Origin of the sequence: Pseudomonas sp. B20 (assembly GCF_020515755.1) — a bacterium.
In the GTDB taxonomy this organism is placed as follows: domain Bacteria; phylum Pseudomonadota; class Gammaproteobacteria; order Pseudomonadales; family Pseudomonadaceae; genus Aquipseudomonas; species Aquipseudomonas syringae.
Genome location: NZ_JAHPJG010000014.1, coordinates 1 through 20,043, shown reverse-complemented (window position 1 = coordinate 20,043; position 20,043 = coordinate 1). Strand labels below are relative to the sequence as shown.

The following is a 20,043-nucleotide window of genomic DNA, read 5'->3' as shown; positions in this document are numbered from 1 at the left end:
TGTTCCTCCAGTCAAACCCTCTGCTTCATCGCCCACTCACGGGCGGTTCGAGTTCGAGAAAGGTGACGCAATGAAAACTGCACGCGCAATGGCTTTGGCAACGTTGATGGCGGTGGCTGCAAGCCCTGCATTTGCCTTCAATCTGAATGACGCCGCGAACGCGGTCTCCAATGCCACCAATGGCAATCAGAAAGCCACGGCGGCACCCGAAGTCGCGGGGCTGCTCAATACCCTCGGTACGCAGCTCAATGTCACTCCGGAACAGGCGGTTGGCGGGACAGGTGCGCTGCTCGGGCTGGCGAAAAACAAACTGACCAGCACCGATTATTCGCAGTTGGCCAAATCGGTCCCGGGCCTGGAGCAAATGTCCGGCACGTCCGCACTGGAAAGCCTTGGCGGCGCCAACGGGCTGGGCAGCCTGCTGGGCGGCAAGTCGGGCAATAACTCGATGCTCAACAGCGCACTGGGCAACGTGCAGAGCATGGGTGATGTGAATAACGCCTTCAAGGCGTTGGGTATGGACAGCACGATGGTCAGCCAGTTTGCCCCGCTGATTCTGCAATACCTGGGGCAGCAAGGTGCCAGTGGTTCGGCGTTGCAGAGTTTGAGTGGGTTATGGGGTACCGGGAGCTGAACCGGACCTTATACGCGTAGCCTTCCTCAATATATCTCCGCTCTTGTACTGCTTTTTTTGCATAGCGCCTGAGATCAACGCACCTGCTGAATTGAAGGCCGCGCCAACCATGGCGGTGCTGCGGCCTTCAGGTAATTGCCGAGCCCATTTGATAGCCGCCGCCCCAAAGGCGGCCGGGTCGCTTTTTTTCCCCGAATACACTTGCGACGCCAGCCCCGCGTAATACTCGGCCTGCTCAAAACTTAACCTTTCGTCTCCGTGACTGGCAAAATTGCGATTCACTTGACGGAGGTTTTTGATGAAGGAAGACTGGCTGTCATTGAATCGTTCAAGCGCGTCATCAAGCCATTTTCTGCTGCCTTGCAGAGGCATCGGTGAGCTGACTGCAGGGATCAACCCTTTGCGGGTTGTTTCAATCACGTCGTCGAATTGCTCGCTGATCAGCTTTACAGACTTTATCGTGCGCGTACTGAACACTGCCAAAACCACCTGAAAGACTTGCCCCGTCGGATCGACGTTATTGACAGGGTCTCCTCCACAGTAGGCATAACCATTTATCCCGCCCTCACCAAACGGGCTCAGCGTATCCGGGCTGTTAAAGCGCATCAGCGTCGGGTTGAATGCGCGAAGTCCATTGCCCAGCAAGTAATATCCAGTGACCGGATCAATCGTCTGCCCTGTAAAACCAGGTACGCCCAGTGCGGATGTTTGCGGGGATCGCATGCCATAAGGGCTGTAGACAAACGCCTGATTGCGCATGGCATCAAGGCTGTGCAGCACCGAGCTGGCTTGATCTGTGGCAAGCAGATCGAACAGGACACGATCAGATTCCCCACGGCGCATTGCCAGTAAAAGATCCTCTGTCTGAACGACAGACTGGTGGGAAGTACCCTGTATTGCTGTGCTCAGGCGGTTGTTTCGATAGAAACGCCTGACGACCTCCTGCCCCGCAGGGGCAATGCTTGCCAGTCGGTCCAGTGCGTCGTAACGGTATGAGCCGATCAGCGAAACATCGGGCGATGACATGAGAGCGGATTCCGGCAACATTAAAGGCCAGTCTCATCCGCCAGTTTCGCCTCGTCTAGCTGTCAGAACTGTCAGTGCCCAGGCAACTCCAGCCGCAACGCCGCAATGCGCGCATCCTTTTCGTCCCAGAGCTGATTGACCCAACCCTGCACTTTCTCGCGAAACACAGGGTCGTTTTCGTAATCGCCCTGCCACAGCGCCGGGTCCAGCTCGCGGGTCTGGATGTCGACGATCACGTTGGAAACCCGGCCGCAGAGCATGTCCCAGAAACCGGGAATGCCTGAATCGGGATACACAACCGTGACGTCCAGGATGGCATCGAGTTGCTCGCCCATTGCCGCCAGCACGAAGGCAACGCCGCCGGCCTTGGGTTTGAGCAGATGGGTATAGGGCGAGCCCTGGGCCGCATGTTTGGCCGCGGTGAAGCGCGTGCCTTCCAGGTAGTTGACGATGGTCACCGGCTGGCGCTTGAACAGTTCACAGGCGGCCTTGGTGATTTCCAGGTCCTTGCCCTTGAGCTGCGGATGCTTCGCCAGGAACGCCTTGCTGTAGCGCTTCATGAACGGGTAATCCAGCCCCCACCACGCGAGGCCCAGCAACGGTACCCAGATCAGTTCTTTTTTCAGGAAGAACTTGAAGAACGGCGTGCGTCGGTTGAGCGCCTGGACCAGCGCGGGGATATCCACCCACGACTGATGATTGCTGATGACCAGGTAGGAGGTGTCACCACGCAGCCCTGCATCGCCACGAATGTCCCACTGCGTCGGTATGCAGGTGGCGAAGATGACCTTGTCGATCTCGGCCCAGGTTTCGGCGATCCACATCACCACAGCCGAACAGCGATCGCGCATCCGGCCTCTGAACAGCAGCTTGAGCAACGCAAAAATCAATAGCGGACCGATAAGCACCAGCGTATTGATCAGTAACAGCAGGGCAACAAAACAGCCGGTGAACAGACGGCGCATGACGGACTCTTGAAGGTTCAGGGGCGGCAATAATAAAGATCCTCGCGTTTTACGCCAATTACACAGGTGCTTACAAATGTTTCACGTCTCGGCCTTTATGCTGACGGCATATTTATCCTGACGAACCTACTGCAGGTTCGCTGTCTAAAAACGGGCGCCAATCAGGCGCTGACTATTGCGAGGAACCTCTCACGTGAAACCGATCCTGGCGCTATTGTCTTTGCTGGCCCTGCCGGTCATGGCTGCTGAACCGACGTTGTATGGTCGCTACGAGAACATCAAGGTTGCGGAAATAGGCCAGACCTTCAAGGCCAAGATGGACACCGGCGCACTGACCGCCTCGCTGTCGGCAAAGGACATCGAGTTGTTCAAGCGCGATGGTGATGACTGGGTACGTTTCCGCCTGGCAACCAAGGGTGCGGACGACAAGGTGTATGAGCACAAGGTCTCGCGGATCAGCAAGATCAAGGGGCGCGCCGAAGGTGACGACGATGACGACGAAGGCATCAACCCTGCCAAGCGCCCTGTCGTTGACCTGGAACTGTGTCTGGGCGACAAGAAGCGTACGGTCGAGGTCAACCTGGTGGACCGCAGCCACTTCAACTTCCCGCTGCTGATCGGTGCCAAGGCACTGCGTGAGTTCGACGCCGCGGTCAATCCGGCCCGTCGCTACACCGCTGACGAGCCTGATTGCTGAGGTTGTTCATAGTCCTCAGTATCGTGTGACGCTCTGCGTCCTATCCGGAATGTGCGGCGCGGCGCAGATCTGTGACGGAGAGCGTCACCCACGGCATTCCCACGCTGGAGCGTGAGGAACGATAGCCGCCCGCAAGAACACCATCGTGCCCATGCTCCGCGTGGGTATGCCGTTCAGGACGCTCTGCGTCCTATCCTGAACATGGGGTGCGGCGCAGATTGACTCAGGCCGGCGGCTGGGTCGCGATCATCGACGGGCGTTGACTGACGTCCAGGTACCAGGCGGCCAGTCGCGGATAAGTGCTGCGCCAGTTGAGATCCGGCTGGCGGAAATCCAGATATCCAAGTGCAACGGCAACGCTGATCGATGCGACATCGAAGGACGTGCTGAGCTCGGTGACCGCGTCGCTTTCGAAGTAATGCAGCGAGCGTTCAATCTTCTGCTGCTGGTTGTCCAGCCACTGGTCCCAGTGTTTTTCCTGCGGACGCAAGGCGGTTTCGTAGCGGATCAGCACTGCCGCATCCAACAACGCATCGGCCAGCGAAGCCAGGGTCAGGCGCCTCCAGCGGGCCGAGCCTTCCCGGGGGATCAGTGGCAGGCCCACGTGCTGATGGTCGAGATAATCAAGAATCACCCGGCTGTCATGAATGACATTACCGTCGGCCAGCCTTAACGCGGGAAGTTTGCCGGCCGGGTTGTCTTCATTGAGCTCGGCAGACGGGCTGACCGGCGTCAGCACTGTGGTCTGCAACTCGACGCGATCGAGCTGAGCGGTTTCATGCAGCATCACCATCACCTTGCGGGCGAAGGGTGAAGCCGCGTTGAAGTACAACGTCATCGTGGGCGCTGACATGGGTATTCCTCGAATGAGACAGGATCCTAGACTAGTCAGCCTGTGACGCGTCTGCAATCAGCGTTTCAATCAGCCGCGCCGCACCAGCAAGCCCTTGATACTCAACAGGGCTGCCGTCCCCATGCCCAGCCACGCCAGCGTATCCCACCAGCCGTCACCCAGCAGCGCGGCGAACAAACCGACGCCGATAAGCAGCGCTATCACGGCGGGTATCGCAAAGGTCTTCCAGAATCGCGATGGCCTGGAACTCATTGCGCCACCTGAGCCTGAACAGCGCTCACCGAGCGCGCGGCACGACGCCTTACCCACCACAGATAAACGCCGCTGCCGAGCACGATGATGGTCAGCACGTCCAGCACTGCCCAGAGAATTTTCATCGGCATGCCGCCGTAATCACCGAAATGCAGAGGTTGCGACATGCCCAGTGCGTCCATGTACCAGGGGCGTTCGACCACGGCGGTGACGTGCAGGGTCTGGGCGTCGATCAGCACCGGTGTGGCGAGGTGCGCAGTCAGGTGTGTATTGCCTTTGAGGAACACCGCGTAATGATGCTCGCTGGAGAAGCGCGTGCCGGGGAAGGCGATGAAATCGGCCTGCATGCCGGGCGCAGCGGATTCGGCAATTTCCAGCAATCGAGTCGCCGGGGCGCGCCGGGTCAATGGCGGCGCGTCCTTGTAAGGGGCGATCATGGTGGCCAGCGCATCATTGCGCCAGGACGCGATCAGCAGATCGGCGCAGGCGCTGATCACCCCGGTCACGCCGACCACCAGCGCCCAGGTCAATGTCACTACGCCGATCAGGTTGTGCAGGTCCAGCCAACGCGTACGCGTGGATTTATTGACCCGTACCTGGCCGAACTCCAGCTTGCGCATGAACGGCGCATACAACACGGTCCCGGAAACGATCGCCATCACAAACAGCAAGCCCATGAACGCCAGCAATAATTTGCCGGGCAGGTTGGCGTACAGGTCTACGTGCAGGCGCAGCATGACCATCATGAAGCCGCCGTTGGCAGAAGGCATCTCCAGTGCCTCACCGGTGCGCGCATCGAGGGCGAAGGTGTGCGACGAGTTGGGCTCGGTACCGGCGGTTGCAGCGGTGATTGCCATTACGCCATTGGGGTCTTCGTCGTCCCAGCCAAAATACTGCATCACCTCGCCAGGGCGATGCGCTTCGGCAGCCCTGGCCAGTTGCTCCAGGTCCAGGCGTGGCGTGTCGGCAGGCATCTGTTTGTAATGCGGAGCGTCGCCGAGCAGATGATCGATTTCATGATGAAAGATCAGCGGCAGGCCGGTGACAGCCAGCATCAACAGGAACAGGGTGCAAATCAGACTGCTCCAGGTATGCACGATGGACCAGCGGCGCACGGTTTGGCTTTTCATGGTTTATCCACAGACGAAGAGACGCAGCGCTGGGCGCGTCCCCGAAATGACTTGTAAGACTAAGCCGCTCGAAACCGAAAAAGTGTCAGGGCGATCCGCTGTCTGCATGAACGGGTATGTTTCAGAGTTTTGCCGAAGGATTACCGGGCTGTTGATCCCTGGGCAGCACGGACACCCACCACGCCGTGTGTTGCTCGATCTGCACAGGCAAGGTCGGCAGCAGGGCCTTGAGCGCCAGGTCAGTGTCTTTCAACGGGAAGGTACCGGTCACCCGCAGATCAGCCACTTTCGGATCGACGCCCAGATGCCCTGTCCGGTAGCGCCCCAGTTCAGCGAGCATGTCCGCCAGCCGCGCGTTGTCCACCACCAGCATGCCGCGCGTCCAGGCATCGGCGCCGGAAGGCATGCCAAGCAACGGGCCAAGGCCGTTGCGGGTCAGCAGCACCTGTTGGCCCTCGCGCAGAACCTGTTCACCGGAAGCATTACGCGGGTGGGCGACAACCGCCGATTGCAACACGCTGAGCAGGGTTCCATCGGACTCGCGCCGGACCAGAAAACGCGTACCCAGGGCGCGCATCTTTCCATCCGCCGTCTCGACGATGAAGGGCCGCGGATCGTCATGATCGCCGGTCTGCACCAGTATTTCACCGTCCTGCAGGATGACCCGACGTTGCTGCGCATCGAAGCGCACATCGATTGCGCTGTGGGTGTTCAGACGAATCAGGGTGTTGTCCGCCAGACGCACGTCGCGCTGTTCACCGGTGGCGGTGCGCTGGTCGGCAAGCCAGTAATCCATCGGTAGATAGCGGTCGCCGACGAACAATGCCAGGCCCAAGGCCATGAACACTCCGGCCAGACCGCCACCCAGCTTGCGCAAACTGTGTCGCAGGGCACCCGGTGACTGTTGCAACGCCTTGCGTGCCGGACCTGCGGGCAAAGCAAAGCGCTGATTGACCATGCCCAACTGGCTCCAGGCCCGGGCATGCTCTTCGTCGGCGGCCAGCCAGCGCGCCAGCTCGGCGTCATTGCCGCCGTTGCTGTCCATGTTCAGTTGCCACTCGATGGCCGCATCGAGCACACGGGCAGAGACCGGTCTGGTGTTCACGTCGGCTCACCGTAGAGCGCCACGTAGCACTGACGTATGGCCTGAGCCAGGTACTGCCTGACGCGCGAGACCGAAACGCCCAGCTTCTCGGCAATCTCGGCGTGACTCATGCCGTCGAGGCGACTGTACAGAAAGGCTGCCCGCGCCTTGCTGGACAGCGTGCCGAGCATGCGGTCGATGGCCTTGAGGTCTTCCAGAATCAGCATCTGCTCTTCCGGAGAGGGCTGCTCGGCCTCGGGCACCTGCATCAACTCCCCGAGGTAAGCCTGCTCCAGCGCAGCGCGTCGGAAGTGATCGAACATCAACCCTTTGGCGACGGTTGCCAGGAAAGCACGCGGTTCTCTGGGCGCAAGCAATTCATGGCGCCCCAGCAAGCGCACGAACGTGTCCTGACTCAAATCCTGAGCACGTTGCGGACAGGCGACATTGCGTCTGAGCCAGGCCAGCAGCCAGCCGCGATGATCGCGATACAGCGCACCAACGATCTCGCTATGAGTGCTTGGGACTGACGACACGAATGGCCTCGATGAGAAAGTTCTAACTAAAGAGAATCATTCGCGATTGTGGCAGAGCGGAGGGGTAGTGGCAATTCGCGTCTGTCGGGAGGAGGGTCTGAATCGAGTCGGCGCTGTAACTATGCTCCGCGCCCGTTGCGACGCGGGACGTAGGGAAATGCATTGCTGGAGCGTGAGGAACGAGAATCTCGTAACTATCGTGCCAATGCTCCAGTGTGAAATGCATTCCACGCTGGAGCATGCACAACCAAAGGCGTCCCGGGAGGACGCCTGGTCGTCGGATCAACCCTGGTGGCTGATCTCGCGCAGCGGCTTGCCGCGTGCCGGCTTGTCGCCTGCGACGAAGTAGTCGGCCGTGCTGCGTGGCAGCGGCTGGCGACCACGGATCTTGTCGGCGATTTTCTCGGCGATCATGATCGTCGGTGCATTCAGGTTACCGGTGGTGATGATCGGCATGATCGAGGCATCGACCACGCGCAGGCTCTGCAGGCCATGCACGCGACCCTGACCATCGACGACCGCCATCTCGTCGGTGCCCATCTTGCACGAGCAGGACGGGTGATAAGCCGTTTCGGCATGCTCACGCACGAACTGGTCCAGCGCCTCGTCGGACTGCACGTCGATGCCGGGGCTGATTTCGCGGCCACGGTACGGGTCCAGTGCTGGTTGCTGCATGATCTCGCGAGTCAGGCGGATGCCGTCACGGAACTCCTGCCAGTCCTGCTCGCTGGCCATGTAGTTGAACAGGATGCTCGGGTACTCGCGCGGGTCTTTGGATTTGACCTGCACACGACCACGGCTCGGCGAGCGCATGGAGCCGACGTGAGCCTGGAAACCATGCTCCTGAACGCCCTTGGTGCCGTTGTAGTTAATCGCGACCGGCAGGAAGTGGTACTGAATGTTCGGCCATTCGAACGCTTCGCTGGAGCGAATGAAACCACCGGCTTCAAACTGGTTGCTGGCACCGATACCTGTACCGAGGAACATCCACTCGGCACCGATGGCAGGCTGGTTCCACCACTTCAGCGAAGGATACAGCGACACTGGCTGGGTGCAGGCGTACTGCAGGTACATCTCCAGGTGATCCTGAAGGTTCTGGCCAACGCCCGGCAGGTCATGAACCACCGGAATATCCAGCTTGTTCAGCACTTCGGCCGGACCGACGCCGGACCGCTGGAGAATCTGTGGCGAAGCGATTGCGCCGCCACACAGCAGCACTTCCTTGCGGGCACGGGCCTGGATGCGCGTGTCGCTGTCGCCCACCAGGTACGCCACGCCGACGGCACGCTTGCCTTCGAACAGGATGCGATCGGTCAGCGCGTGAGTGACGATGGTCAGGGTCGAGCGCTTCTTGGCCTCGTCCAGATAACCACGGGCGGTACTGGCGCGACGACCGTTAGGCGTCACGGTGCGGTCCATCGGACCGAAACCTTCCTGCTGATAACCGTTGAGGTCGTCAGTGCGCGGGAAACCGGCTTGCACGCCCGCCTCGACCATCGCGTGGAACAGCGGATTGTTGCCCGCCTTGGGCGTGGTCACGCTGACCGGACCTTCACCACCGTGGTAGTCATTCGGGCCGATGTCGCGGGTTTCGGCCTTGCGGAAGTACGGCAGGCAATCGAGGTAGCTCCAGTCTTCGAGACCTGGCTCCTTGGCCCAGCCGTCGTAGTCCATCGCGTTGCCGCGGATATAGCACATGCCGTTGATCAGCGACGAGCCGCCCAGGCCTTTACCGCGACCGCATTCCATCCGGCGGTTGTTCATGTGCGGCTCTGGCTCGGTCTCATAGGCCCAGTTGTAGCGACGGCCCTGCAGCGGGAATGCCAGGGCGGCAGGCATCTGGGTACGGAAATCCAGGCGGTAGTCCGGGCCACCGGCTTCGAGCAGCAGAACGGTGACGCCTGCGTCTTCGGTGAGACGGGCTGCCAGGGTGTTACCGGCCGAGCCGGCACCAATGATGATGTAGTCGTATTCGGATTGAGTTGTCATAGAGGCTCCCTCATAGAGCTGCGAGTTTCAAGCCTGGGCCGCAAGCAGAAGCAGCCAGGCGATACTCGTGAAAATGGGGTGCGGCAGGCAGCTTTTGAGTGCGTCTGCTTGAGGCCTGCCGCGTGCCACTGAAACCGTGTTTAGAAAACCGAGGCGTAATCGCCCAGCTCGATCTGTACCGACTTGATGCGCGTGTACTGGGCCAGCGAGCTGATGCCGTTCTCACGACCGACGCCCGACTGCTTGTAACCGCCGACCGGCATTTGTGCCGCCGACTCGCCCCAGGCGTTGATCCAGCAGATACCGGCTTCCAGCAGATGAATCACGCGGTGGGCGCGGTTCAGGTCGCGAGTCACAATGCCTGCAGCCAGACCGAAGTCAGTGTCGTTGGCGCGACGCACCACTTCATCTTCGGTGTCGTAACCGAGGATGCTCATCACCGGGCCGAAGATTTCTTCACGCACGATGGTCATCTCATCGGTGCAGTCGGTGAACACGGTCGGCGCAACGAACGCGCCCTTGTCGAACACACCGCCAGTCAGGCGATCGCCGCCGCACAACAGACGTGCGCCCTGCTCTTTGCCCTTGGCGATGTAGCCCAGCACGCTTTCCATGTGCTCGAAGCTGACCAGCGGGCCGAAATTGATGTTTTCGTCTTCCGGGTTACCGGCACGGATGCGCTTCACACGCTCAAGGATCTTCGCTTCGAACTCGGCTTTCAGGGCGTTCGGCACGAACACGCGGGTGCCGTTGGTGCAGACCTGGCCGGAACTGTAGAAGTTGGCCATCATCGCGATGTCAGCGGCGCGGTCCAGATCGGCGTCGTCAAACACGATCAGCGGTGACTTGCCGCCCAGCTCCATGGTCACTTCCTTGAGCGACGAGCTCGAGGCGCTGGCCATGACTTTCTTGCCGGTGTCGGTGCCGCCGGTGAAGGAGACTTTCTCGATGCGCGGGTGCTCGGTGATCCAGGTGCCGACTTCACGGCCGCTGCCGGTCAGCACGTTGAATACGCCGTTCGGTACGCCCGCTTCGGTGTAGATTTCTGCCAGCTTCAGGGTGGTCAGCGAAGTGACTTCACTCGGCTTGAAGATCATCGCATTGCCCGCCGCCAGTGCCGGGGCGGATTTCCACAGTGCGATCTGGATCGGGTAGTTCCAGGCGCCGATACCGGCTACCACACCCAGCGGCTCGCGACGGGTGTACACAAAGGAAGAATCGCGCAACGGGATCTGCTCGCCTTCGATGGCGGGCACCAGACCTGCGTAGTATTCCAGCACGTCGGCGCCGGTCACGATATCCACGTAGCGGGTTTCGGAGATGGCCTTGCCGGTGTCCAGCGTTTCCAGAGCAGCCAGTTCATCGTTGCGCTCACGCAGGATGTCGACGGCACGGCGCAGGATGCGCGAACGCTCGACCGCCGTCATGGCGGCCCAGATTTTCTGACCCTTTTCGGCCGCGACGACGGCGCGCTCGACATCGTCCTTGCCGGCACGCTGGATCTGCGCCAGGACTTCGCCGTTCGCCGGGTTGATGGCGTCGAAGGTTTCAGGGTTGCTGGCATCGACATAACCGCCATCGATGTAAAGTTTCTGCAGTTCAAAACGGGCCATAAAGTCCTCGCAAATTCAGTGGGGGGCGATGACTGTTTTCAGTGTGCCGGGTTGGTTCGGCAACAGGCTTCTACAGTCGTTCGGTGAGGAGCTTCGAAAGCTTCAGCTCGCCGATTTCGCCAATTGAAAGTCCATGTACTCGTAAGCGATCCGTTGCGCTTGCTCGGTGTCGAATGCATCGCCTGACAGCGCGCCTCTCAGCCACAACCCATCTATCAGGGCTGCCAGCCCGCGGGCGGCGCTGCGTGCCTGTTCCAGTGGCAAGGTGCGGCGGAACTGACAGCACAGGTTCGAATACAAACGGTGGTCGTTGATACGCTGCAATCGGTGCAGCGAAGGGTGATGCATGCTGGTCGCCCAGAAGGCCAGCCAGGTTTTCATGGCCGGGCCGCTGACCTGACTGGCGTCGAAGTTGCCTTCGATGATCACTTGCAGGTGAGCCCTGGGGCTGTCTTCGGTCAGCGCCTGACGGCGTTCGCGGACGTTCTGGATCAAGGCGTTCATCAGATGCCGCATCGTGGCGGCGATCAGGCCGTTCTTGTCCTGAAAATAGTGACTGATGATGCCGTTGGACACGCCTGCCAGTCGCGCAATCAGCGCAATGCTGGCATCGCCCATACCGACCTGATCGACCGCAGTCAGCGTGGCCTGGATCAACTGTTGGCGGCGGATGGGTTGCATTCCGACCTTGGGCATTGGCGCGATTCTCCCGGGTGTCTGCAGTGATCGTTGTAACGAAAAGACGAGACCAGTCTAAAGATTTTTTATTGAACGATCAATCAATAAAAAATCGGAAGCGCGTTTTCACTGCCTGTCGGGCAGTCTGAATCCGTCCAGCCATCACTTTGCGCAAAGGCACAGATCTGTGACGCGGAGCGTCACGCAAGGCATTCCCACGCTGGAGCGTGCGGAACGATAGGATCTACAACTATCGTGCCCATGCTCCGCGTGGGTATGCCGTTCTGAACGCTCCGCGTCCGGTCCTCAGTGCCCGAATAGCTCAATCCTGCAAAACCACATCTGCCAGCTCATCAATCGCTTCCTGCCGCTCAGCCTGATTCGGTTTGGGCTGCGGGTTGAGTGTCGACCACTGCGGGTGGGCGCGGGCGCGTGACAGGGGTTCGGGGATTTTGCCTTTGCGCCAGGTCTTGTCCTGCGGTGTCGTCAGTTCGATGCTGTGCAGGGCAGCGTGGCCCCTGACACCCAGCGCCAGCAGCAAGTGGCGCTGACGCAGGGCGAGCAGGCGCAGTACCGCATCGTCGACGGTCAACTCTCTGCGCCCCTTGAGCTTGCCGAGCAACCGGCCCCCGTAGCTGCGCGCTGTGGATAACGCACCACCGGCAATCGCCCCGACCAGCGCCGCCGCACCCAGCGTCACACCGCCGACCATCAGGTCGACCCCTGCTCCGGCCGCCGCACCAGCGGCTACACCGCCACCAACGCGCACGCCCATCAACTTCAGGGTTTCCGGGTTGAACAGGTCATCGCCCCAGCGGCCGTCCATCAACGGCAAATCGCTGCTGGATACATCATCCTTGCGAAACGCATACAGCTTGAGGAGCGCCTCGACGCACTGCTGCTCGCGCTGGCGAACCGCCTTGCGCAGCGCTTCCACCGCCTGCTGCTCCTGGTCGGCGGTGGTTTCGACACTGCGTCGACAAGCTGCGCAATCAATCAACAGTTCGGCGATCAGGCGAGCAGCGCTGTGGCGTTTGGCTGTGCGCTGTTTTTCCTGATCGTCAATCAGCCGCTCAAGCCGCGGCCGCGCGCTTTCCAGCAACAGTGCCAGGCTTTCATACAGACGACGGCCGCCGTCTTCCGGGGGCGCCACGCTGTCGAAACGCACCAGCGCATGCAGGCCCAACCGTGAAAGCGCTTCGCGCCACTCAGGCTCGCGGTGCTGCTGCGCACTGACGAAATTCAGCACCGGCAGCAGTGGCTTGCCGCAGCTTGCCAATACCGCCAGTTCGTCACGGTATTTGGCCAGCACCGGCTCACGCGCATCGATCACATAAAGACCGGCGTCCGAATCGAGCAACTGGCGCATGACCTTGGCCTCTTGCTCAAAACGCTGGCGTGCCTCGCTGCCCTCCAGAAAGCGTGCCAGTCGCGCCGGTCCGTCCAGACGCTCGCCGGGACGGTCCAGGCGTTCCAGATAATCGAGCAGCGCGATAGCGTCTTCCAGGCCAGGCGTGTCGTACAGCTCGACCAGCGCTTCGCCGTCCACAGAAAGACGTGCGCCCTCGACATGACGCGTCGTGCTGGGACGATGGGACACTTCGCCGAAACTGACATCACCCGTCAGGGTACGCAGCAGCGAGGTCTTGCCGACGTTGGTATGACCGACCACCGCCAGCCTGATCGCACGAGTGCTGTCTGCTTCAGTCATGGCCTGTCTCCAGCCAGTTCAAGGGCGCACTGTCGGCGTGCGGCAACTGCAATTGATCCAGCGCGACGTGCCAGTCGCCGAGGCGCTCAGGGTCAAGCCTCTGCCCGGCAGGCGCGGGCAACAGCCAGATGCGCGCTGCCCCGGCGCAGCGTGCCAGTTCGGCGATCAACGCCAGACTGCCACGGTCCGGCGAGCGGCGCGGGTCGCAGGCGATCACCATGCGCGCAGGCGGATACTGGGTCAGTTGCTCCAGCAGCTTGTGGCGCGACTCACGGCTGTCGAGAATGCCTGCATCGGCAACACCCGACGGCAGCGCTGGCGGCCAGACTTGCTGATCATCCAGCTCGATGGCCACCAGCAGCGCGCCGTTGCTTTCGGTTGCTCCTGCACCGGACTGCACCTGATGCAACGCAGCAGGCTCGGCATCGTTGACACCCAGACGCTCGCTGCTGGGCATCAGGCGCTCACGCAATTCAAGGTATTCGGGTAAATCCAGATCAAGGCGCAACGCCGCCCTGCCCTGCTTCCAGCGCCACAGGCAGAACCCGGCCAGCAACAGCCGCGGCACGATGCCGTAGACCAGCAGCACACCGACCAGCCACGCCGCCCAGGCCTGACGCGCATTCTCGATACTCAACGCGCCATTGCCGCTGGCACGAATCATGGTTTCGTCCGGCACACTGAACCCCAGCCACGCCGGGATCGTACTGAGCGTCTGGGTTAGGCTGACGAACGTGTCGCTGCTCAGAATGGTGGTTTCCCAGACAAACCCGTAACGTCGGGTAGCCATCAGCATCAACAGCAACACCAGCGCAGTGAGTAACGCCAGCAGCCACAGGCTGTGAACCACCAGCCCGAGCGCCCAGCGATTCAGGCGCTGGCGTTGCAGCAGCAAAACCAGCGCCGGGGCGAGCTGTGCGGCCTGGGCGTCACGGGCGAGCTTTTCGCTCAGCCACAGCCACACACGGCCCAGCCCAGTATTACTGCGCCCGGCGAAAATCAGGCCCAGCGCCCAGGTCAGCAACAGCAAAAGGTTCAGCCCCAGCAGGCTGCCCAGCGCCCAGAACACATTGACCGGTGCCTGCCCGTCGCCCATTGCGGCGAACGCCAGGCCCGCGCCACTGATGACCGAGAGCACCGCCAGCGCAATCAACGCCAGCCGCGCGCCCTGCTTCCAGTGGTGCAGTGCGCCAAGCATGCCGTCGCGCTGCGCAAGGCCCAAGGCGCGGTGGGTAATGCGCGCAGTCAGGTCGCCTCCGGCAGCGCGGGCACGGCGATTGGCTTCCAGATCATCCAGCACGCCAGCCTGCTGTTCACGCAGGCGCACGGCTTCGGTCAGCCAGAGGGTATCGAGGGGGGTCAGTGCAGTCACACAGTGTCTCTTGATTGAATTCAGCGGTGAGCATAACCGCAGTCATGGGACTGAGCACGGCGCATGTCAGTTCATTCGCCTGCCCTGCGACCTCTGATATCCTCGCGACATGAAAACTCATCTGCCCCTCAGCCTGATTGCCGCCCTCGGTGAAAACCGAGTGATTGGCGTCGACAATTCCATGCCCTGGCATTTGCCGGGGGATTTCAAATATTTCAAGGCAACGACGCTCGGCAAGCCGATCATCATGGGTCGCAAGACCTGGGATTCGTTGGGCCGCCCGCTGCCCGGCCGCCTCAATCTGGTGGTCAGCCGCCAGACCGACCTGCAGCTTGAAGGCGCAGAAGTCTTCGCTTCGCTGGACGCCGCCGTCGTGCGGGCCGAGCAGTGGGCGCAGGAACAGGGTGTCGACGAGGTGATGCTGATCGGCGGCGCGCAGCTTTACGCTCAAGGCTTCCCTCAGGCAGATCGCCTGTACCTGACTCGCGTGGCGCTGAGCCCTGATGGCGACGCGTGGTTTCCGGAATTCGATACGGCGCAGTGGGCGCTGGTATCCAACACCGAAAACGCCGCCGTCGATGACAAACCGGCTTACAACTTCGAAGTGTGGGAACGGGTCTGATCAGCAATTTTCGGCGCAACTGCGGTCGCTGACGAAAAACTGCAATAAAAGTGTCGTTTTTGGTTTCACTGTCGCAAATAAAGGGGCAAACGGCGTCATTTGGCCTTTTTCGGGTCGCTGACGTACTTTTGCCTTCACAATAATTTGTTACGGTCTGCCCCTTCGTTTTTTCGACAAGGGGAAATCGCCTATGAAACTCGTGCCAAAACTGTTGGCCGCGGCCGTCTGCTTCGGGCTTGCCAGCCAGGCTATCGCGGCCACCGAACTGAAGCATTGGCCCGAGCCTGCCGCCAAGGCGCTCGACGCGATGATTGCGGCGAATGCCAACAAGGGCAATTACGCCGTCTTCGACATGGACAACACCAGCTACCGCTTCGACCTCGAAGAGTCGCTGCTGCCGTACATGGAAAACAAAGGTCTGATCACCCGCGAAACACTCGATCCCTCGCTGAAGCTGATCCCCTTCAAAGACACCGCCGAGCACAAGGAAAGCCTGTTCAGTTACTACTATCGTCTTTGCGAAATAGACGACATGGTCTGCTATCCGTGGGTCGCGCAGGTGTTTTCCGGCTTTACGCTTCAGGAGCTCAAGGGCTACGTCGATGAGCTGATGGCCCTGAAAAAGCCGATCCCTGCGACCTACTACGACGGCGACACCGTCAAGCAGCTCAATGTCGAACCGCCGCGGGTATTCACCGGGCAGACCGAGCTTTACAACAAGCTGATGGAAAACGGCATCGAGGTGTATGTGATGACCGCCGCGTCCGAAGAGCTGGTGCGTATGGTCGCTGCCGATCCCAAGTACGGCTACAACGTCAAACCACAGAATGTGATAGGCGTGAGTACGCTGCTCAAGGACCGCAAGACAGGCGAACTGACCACCGCACGCAAGCAGATCACGGCGGGCAAATACGATCCGAAAAGCAATATGGGCCTGGAGCTGACGCCATACCTGTGGACGCCGGCAACCTGGATGGCGGGCAAGCAGGCGGCCATTCTGACCTACATCGATCAGTGGAAAAAACCGGTGCTGGTCGGCGGCGATACCCCGACCAGCGACGGCTACATGCTGTTTCACAGCGTCGACGTGAGCAAGGGCGGCGTGCACTTGTGGATCAACCGCAAGGACAAGTACATGATCCAGCTGAACGGCATGATCAAGAACAATGCCGAAGCTCAGGCCAAGGAGAAGCTGCCGGTCACGGCGGACAAGAACTGGGTGATCGTCAAGCCGGACGAGATTCAGTAAGCGACACAACATTGCGGGTTGCCAGCAACCCGCAAGCACAATCAGTCGACTTTCTCGAACTTCAGATCCCAGACGCCGTGCCCGAGCTTCTCGCCACGGCGCTCGAACTTGGTGATCGGCCGTTCCGCAGGGCGCGGGACGTACTGGTTGTCTTCGGCCTGGTTGCGATAACCGGGCGCAACGCTCATCACTTCCAGCATGTATTCCGCGTAAGGGCCCCAATCGGTGGCCATGTGGAACACCCCGCCGACCTTCAGTTTGCTGCGCACCAGTGCGGCGAATTCAGGCTGCACGATGCGGCGCTTGTGGTGACGACTCTTGTGCCACGGGTCCGGGAAGAACAGCATCAGACGATCCAGGCTGTTGTCCGCAACGCAGCGGTTCAGCACTTCAATGGCGTCGCAATCATAGACGCGCACATTGGTCAGCCCCTGGGTCAGGACGCCGTTAAGCAGCGCGCCTACGCCTGGAGAATGCACCTCGACACCGATGAAGTCGTGTTCGGGGGCCGCAGCGGCCATTTCCAGCAGCGAGTGGCCCATGCCGAAGCCGATTTCCAGCGTACGCGGCGCAGAGCGACCGAACACCTGATCGAAATCCACCGGCGTGTCGGTCAGCGACAGGCCGTACAACGGAAGGCCTTGATCGAGGCCGCGCTGCTGACCTTCGGTCATACGGCCGGCTCGCATCACGAAACTCTTGATGCGGCGGTGTGGGCGCTCTTCGCCTTCTTCGACAGCAGGCGACTCTGGGTGCGGAACGTGCGAATCAGTCATCAACGGGCTCTTACTTGATCAGGCCATCCAGCGGCGAAGACGCGCTGGCATAGAGTTTTCGTGGCATGCGCCCGGCGAGGTAGGCCAGACGACCGGCAATTACGGCGTGCTTCATGGCTTCGGCCATCATCACCGGCTGCTGGGCGTGGGCGATGGCCGAGTTCATCAATACGGCTTCACAGCCCAGCTCCATCGCGATGGTGGCGTCGGAGGCAGTACCGACGCCGGCATCGACCAGCACCGGCACTTTGGTTTCTTCAAGAATGATCTGCAGGTTGTACGGGTTGCAGATGCCCAGACCGCTGCCGATCAGGCCGGCCAGCGGCATGATCGCGATACAGCCGATTTCGGCCAGCTGGCGGGCGATGATCGGGTCATCACTGGTGTAGACCATCACGTCGAAGCCGTCCTTGACCAGGATCTCGGCGGCCTTGAGGGTTTCGATCACATTCGGAAACAGGGTCTTCTGATCGGCCAGCACTTCGAGCTTGACCAGATTGCGCCCGTCGAGCAGTTCGCGGGACAGGCGGCAGGTGCGCACGGCCTCGGTCGCATCGAAGCAGCCAGCGGTGTTCGGCAATATGGTGTAGCGATCAGGCGGCAGCACGTCCAGCAGATTCGGCTCGCCGGGGTTCTGGCCCAGGTTGGTACGGCGCACGGCAACAGTCACGATCTCGGCGCCCGAGGCTTCGATGGCCAGACGGGTCTGTTCCATATCGATGTACTTGCCGGTGCCTACCAGCAGGCGCGACTCGAAAGTCCGACCGGCCAGGACGAAGGGCTTGTCGCTGCGAACATTGCTCATCGGAAATCCTCATAACGTGCAGATTGGGTTGGGCGCAGTGCGGATTGCGAACTAGCCACCGCCAATGGCATGAACCACTTCGACCTGATCGCCTTCGCTCAGGACGGTCGTCGCATGCTGACTGCGCGGCACGATATCCAGGTTCAGTTCCACCGCGACCCGGCGCCCTGCAAGGTCCAGACGGGTCAGCAATGCCGCGACGGTTTCACCATCGGGCAATTCATGGGGTTCGCCGTTCAACTGAATGTGCATGCGAGAGCAGCCATCATTTTTGGGGGGCCAGCATTCTAGCCCGATCAGCCAGTATGACCAAGGCAAAGCCACGCCATTCGTCTCAAGCGCGCCTGCTTTGCGGGGAGCAGACACTCAAGGAGGCGAACCCAGCCTCCACGCCGCCAGACCCAGCATCGACCAGCCGAACAGAAATGCCAGACCACCGAACGGCGTGATGATGCCCAGCTTGCTGAACCCGGTAAGGGTCAAGGCGTAGAGGCTGCCGGAAAACAGCAGAATACCGACCGCGAAGGAGAATCCGGCCCAAGTGATCAGGCGTCCGGGAATGTGCGTCGCCAGTATCGCCACGCCGAGCAGGGCCAGCGCGTGAATCAGCTGATAAAGCACACCGGTGTGGAACACCGCCAGGTACTCGGCACTCAGGCGTTCCTTGAGGCCGTGGGCGGCAAATGCGCCCAAAGCCACACCGGTGAAGCCGAAGAAGGCGGCCAGCATCAAAAAACTACGAAGCATCAGGAACTCCAGAAAAATCGTCGGAAGGCGCACGGTCTGTATAATGGCCCGCTCAACGGGTTCGGCCAAGCCATCTCTATGCTGCAGTCTATTCTTCGTCGCCTCTTCAAAGCCCTGCTGTGGTTCGCCGCAGGCAGTGTTCTCGTGGTTCTGGTTCTGCGCTGGGTACCGCCACCGGGCACCGCGCTGATGGTCGAACGCAAGGTAGAATCCTGGTTCGACGGCGAGCCTATCGACCTGCAACGCGACTGGGAACCGTTGGACAAAATCTCCGACAACCTGAAAATCGCAGTCATTGCCGGCGAAGACCAGAAATTCGCCGAGCACTGGGGTTTCGACGTCGACGCGATTCAAGCGGCCATTCTGCATAACGAGCGTGGCGGCTCGATACGCGGCGCCAGCACCCTCAGCCAGCAGGTGTCGAAAAACCTGTTCCTGTGGTCCGGCCGCAGCTACCTGCGCAAGGGGCTGGAAGCCTGGTTCACCATGCTGATCGAGCTGCTCTGGTCCAAGGAGCGCATACTCGAGGTGTACCTCAACAGTGTCGAGTGGGACGAAGGCGTATTCGGCGCCCAGGCTGCGGCGCAACACCACTTCCGCACCAACGCCAGCGCGCTTTCCGCCCAGCAGGCCAGCTACCTCGCCGCCGTCCTGCCCAACCCGCGGCAGTGGAGCGCCAGCCACCCGAGCAGCTACGTCTCTCGCCGCGCCGGCTGGATTCGTCAGCAGATGCGTCAGTTGGGTGGGGATGAGTATCTGCAGGGGCTGAACAGCAGCCGTCGGTGGTGATGTTTGCGCTCGGTTTCAATGGCCTCTCTCTACCTACGTTCGGGCATGAGAACGGGCCTTTGTAGCAGCGAACTTGTTCGCGAAGGCATTGTTTCGAACGACAAATCCTCTGCGACTATACGGGCCCTTTCGCGAACAAGTTCGCTCCTACGTTTGGGCATGGGAGCCGGATGGCTTTTGTGGGAGCGAACTTGTTCGCGAAGGCATTGTTTCAAACGACGAATCTTTTGCGACTGTACTGGCCCTTTCGCGAACAAGTTCGCTCCTACGTTTGGGCATGGGAGCCGGATGGCTTTTGTGGGAGCGAACTTGTTCGCGAAGGCTTTGTTTTCAACGCCAAATCTTCTGCCACTGTACGGGCCCTTTCGCGAACAAGTTCGCTTACGTTTGGGCATGGGAGCCAGATGGCTTTTGTAGGAGCGAACTTGTTCGCGAAGGCATTGTTTCAAACGACGAATCTTCTGCGACTGTACTGGCCCTTTCGCGAACAAGTTCGCTCCTACGTTTGGGCATGA

Annotated in this window: 21 protein-coding genes; 5 read left to right on the top strand and 16 right to left on the bottom strand. The window is 60.6% G+C overall.

The window, feature by feature from the left end:
• Window positions 1-70 precede the first annotated feature (70 nt).
• Window positions 71-634 (top strand): DUF2780 domain-containing protein, encoded by a 564-nt coding sequence (locus LIX91_RS14820; protein ID WP_032698844.1) that lies wholly within the window; start codon window positions 71-73, stop codon window positions 632-634.
• Here LIX91_RS14820 and LIX91_RS14815 read toward each other — a convergent pair.
• Together LIX91_RS14815 and LIX91_RS14810 are read right to left on the bottom strand one after the other, a co-directional pair.
• On the bottom strand, window positions 614-1,660 hold the full coding sequence (locus LIX91_RS14815) for an RHS repeat-associated core domain-containing protein (protein WP_226488689.1): 1,047 nt from the start codon (window positions 1,658-1,660) through the stop codon (window positions 614-616). The genes LIX91_RS14820 and LIX91_RS14815 overlap by 21 nt on opposite strands.
• A gap of 71 nt (window positions 1,661-1,731) precedes the next feature.
• Window positions 1,732-2,625, bottom strand: coding sequence for an acyltransferase (locus tag LIX91_RS14810; protein ID WP_226488688.1), 894 nt, complete (start codon window positions 2,623-2,625; stop codon window positions 1,732-1,734).
• Between the two features lie 193 nt (window positions 2,626-2,818).
• Here LIX91_RS14810 and LIX91_RS14805 point away from each other — a divergent pair, with 193 nt between their 5' ends.
• Window positions 2,819-3,322, top strand: a complete 504-nt coding sequence (locus LIX91_RS14805) for an ATP-dependent zinc protease (RefSeq protein ID WP_003393621.1) — start codon at window positions 2,819-2,821, stop codon at window positions 3,320-3,322.
• 223 nt (window positions 3,323-3,545) lie between these two features.
• On the opposite strand, the gene LIX91_RS14800 is transcribed toward LIX91_RS14805, so the two are convergent.
• The 10 genes from LIX91_RS14800 to LIX91_RS14755 all read right to left on the bottom strand — a co-directional run bounded on the left by LIX91_RS14800 (window position 3,546) and on the right by LIX91_RS14755 (window position 14,540).
• Window positions 3,546-4,175, bottom strand: coding sequence for a glutathione S-transferase family protein (locus LIX91_RS14800; protein ID WP_046270804.1), 630 nt, complete (start codon window positions 4,173-4,175; stop codon window positions 3,546-3,548).
• 69 nt (window positions 4,176-4,244) lie between these two features.
• Window positions 4,245-4,427 carry a hypothetical protein gene (locus LIX91_RS14795; RefSeq protein WP_032698849.1) on the bottom strand — a complete coding sequence of 61 codons (183 nt, stop codon included), beginning with the start codon at window positions 4,425-4,427 and terminating at the stop codon, window positions 4,245-4,247.
• Window positions 4,424-5,557, bottom strand: coding sequence for a PepSY-associated TM helix domain-containing protein (locus LIX91_RS14790; protein ID WP_226488687.1), 1,134 nt, complete (start codon window positions 5,555-5,557; stop codon window positions 4,424-4,426). The genes LIX91_RS14795 and LIX91_RS14790 overlap by 4 nt, the downstream gene beginning before the upstream one ends.
• 121 nt (window positions 5,558-5,678) lie before the next feature.
• Entirely contained in the window at window positions 5,679-6,662 is a 984-nt protein-coding gene (locus LIX91_RS14785) for a FecR domain-containing protein (RefSeq protein ID WP_226488686.1), read from the bottom strand.
• Complete coding sequence (locus tag LIX91_RS14780) at window positions 6,659-7,177, bottom strand: RNA polymerase sigma factor (protein WP_003420035.1); 519 nt, start codon at window positions 7,175-7,177, stop codon at window positions 6,659-6,661. The genes LIX91_RS14785 and LIX91_RS14780 overlap by 4 nt, the downstream gene beginning before the upstream one ends.
• Before the next feature lie 282 nt (window positions 7,178-7,459).
• Window positions 7,460-9,166: a choline dehydrogenase gene (gene betA, locus LIX91_RS14775; protein WP_003411904.1), complete on the bottom strand. Its 1,707-nt coding sequence runs from the start codon at window positions 9,164-9,166 to the stop codon at window positions 7,460-7,462.
• A 140-nt stretch (window positions 9,167-9,306) separates the two neighbouring features.
• The gene (betB, locus tag LIX91_RS14770) at window positions 9,307-10,779 is read right to left on the bottom strand and encodes a betaine-aldehyde dehydrogenase (RefSeq protein WP_003393629.1); all 1,473 of its coding nucleotides are present in this window, start codon (window positions 10,777-10,779) and stop codon (window positions 9,307-9,309) included.
• A 102-nt stretch (window positions 10,780-10,881) separates the two neighbouring features.
• A complete protein-coding gene (gene betI, locus LIX91_RS14765) occupies window positions 10,882-11,475 on the bottom strand; it encodes a transcriptional regulator BetI (protein WP_002555619.1) in 594 nt (197 codons plus the stop codon).
• 304 nt (window positions 11,476-11,779) lie between these two features.
• The gene (locus LIX91_RS14760) at window positions 11,780-13,168 is read right to left on the bottom strand and encodes a GTPase/DUF3482 domain-containing protein (RefSeq protein ID WP_226488685.1); all 1,389 of its coding nucleotides are present in this window, start codon (window positions 13,166-13,168) and stop codon (window positions 11,780-11,782) included.
• A complete protein-coding gene (locus tag LIX91_RS14755) occupies window positions 13,161-14,540 on the bottom strand; it encodes a DUF2868 domain-containing protein (protein ID WP_226488684.1) in 1,380 nt (459 codons plus the stop codon). The genes LIX91_RS14760 and LIX91_RS14755 overlap by 8 nt, the downstream gene beginning before the upstream one ends.
• A 109-nt stretch (window positions 14,541-14,649) precedes the next feature.
• Between LIX91_RS14755 and LIX91_RS14750 the strand changes: the two genes are divergently transcribed.
• Window positions 14,650-15,162, top strand: coding sequence for a dihydrofolate reductase (locus LIX91_RS14750; RefSeq protein WP_226488683.1), 513 nt, complete (start codon window positions 14,650-14,652; stop codon window positions 15,160-15,162).
• A gap of 190 nt (window positions 15,163-15,352) precedes the next feature.
• Window positions 15,353-16,411 (top strand): haloacid dehalogenase-like hydrolase, encoded by a 1,059-nt coding sequence (locus tag LIX91_RS14745; protein ID WP_226488682.1) that lies wholly within the window; start codon window positions 15,353-15,355, stop codon window positions 16,409-16,411.
• A gap of 41 nt (window positions 16,412-16,452) precedes the next feature.
• Here the strand turns inward: LIX91_RS14745 and trmB are convergent, their stop codons facing one another.
• The 4 genes from trmB to LIX91_RS14725 all read right to left on the bottom strand — a co-directional run bounded on the left by trmB (window position 16,453) and on the right by LIX91_RS14725 (window position 18,739).
• The gene (gene trmB, locus LIX91_RS14740; RefSeq protein ID WP_213582310.1) at window positions 16,453-17,100 is read right to left on the bottom strand and encodes a tRNA (guanosine(46)-N7)-methyltransferase TrmB; all 648 of its coding nucleotides are present in this window, start codon (window positions 17,098-17,100) and stop codon (window positions 16,453-16,455) included.
• Between the two features lie 97 nt (window positions 17,101-17,197).
• Window positions 17,198-17,992 carry a thiazole synthase gene (locus LIX91_RS14735; protein ID WP_003304387.1) on the bottom strand — a complete coding sequence of 265 codons (795 nt, stop codon included), beginning with the start codon at window positions 17,990-17,992 and terminating at the stop codon, window positions 17,198-17,200.
• A 51-nt stretch (window positions 17,993-18,043) separates the two neighbouring features.
• A complete protein-coding gene (thiS, locus tag LIX91_RS14730) occupies window positions 18,044-18,244 on the bottom strand; it encodes a sulfur carrier protein ThiS (RefSeq protein WP_003341343.1) in 201 nt (66 codons plus the stop codon).
• Window positions 18,245-18,358: 114 nt separating this feature from the next.
• Window positions 18,359-18,739, bottom strand: a complete 381-nt coding sequence (locus tag LIX91_RS14725; protein WP_003372515.1) for a DUF423 domain-containing protein — start codon at window positions 18,737-18,739, stop codon at window positions 18,359-18,361.
• Window positions 18,740-18,817: 78 nt separating this feature from the next.
• Here LIX91_RS14725 and mtgA point away from each other — a divergent pair, with 78 nt between their 5' ends.
• On the top strand, window positions 18,818-19,528 hold the full coding sequence (mtgA, locus tag LIX91_RS14720; protein WP_003420047.1) for a monofunctional biosynthetic peptidoglycan transglycosylase: 711 nt from the start codon (window positions 18,818-18,820) through the stop codon (window positions 19,526-19,528).
• Window positions 19,529-20,043: the final 515 nt, after the last annotated feature.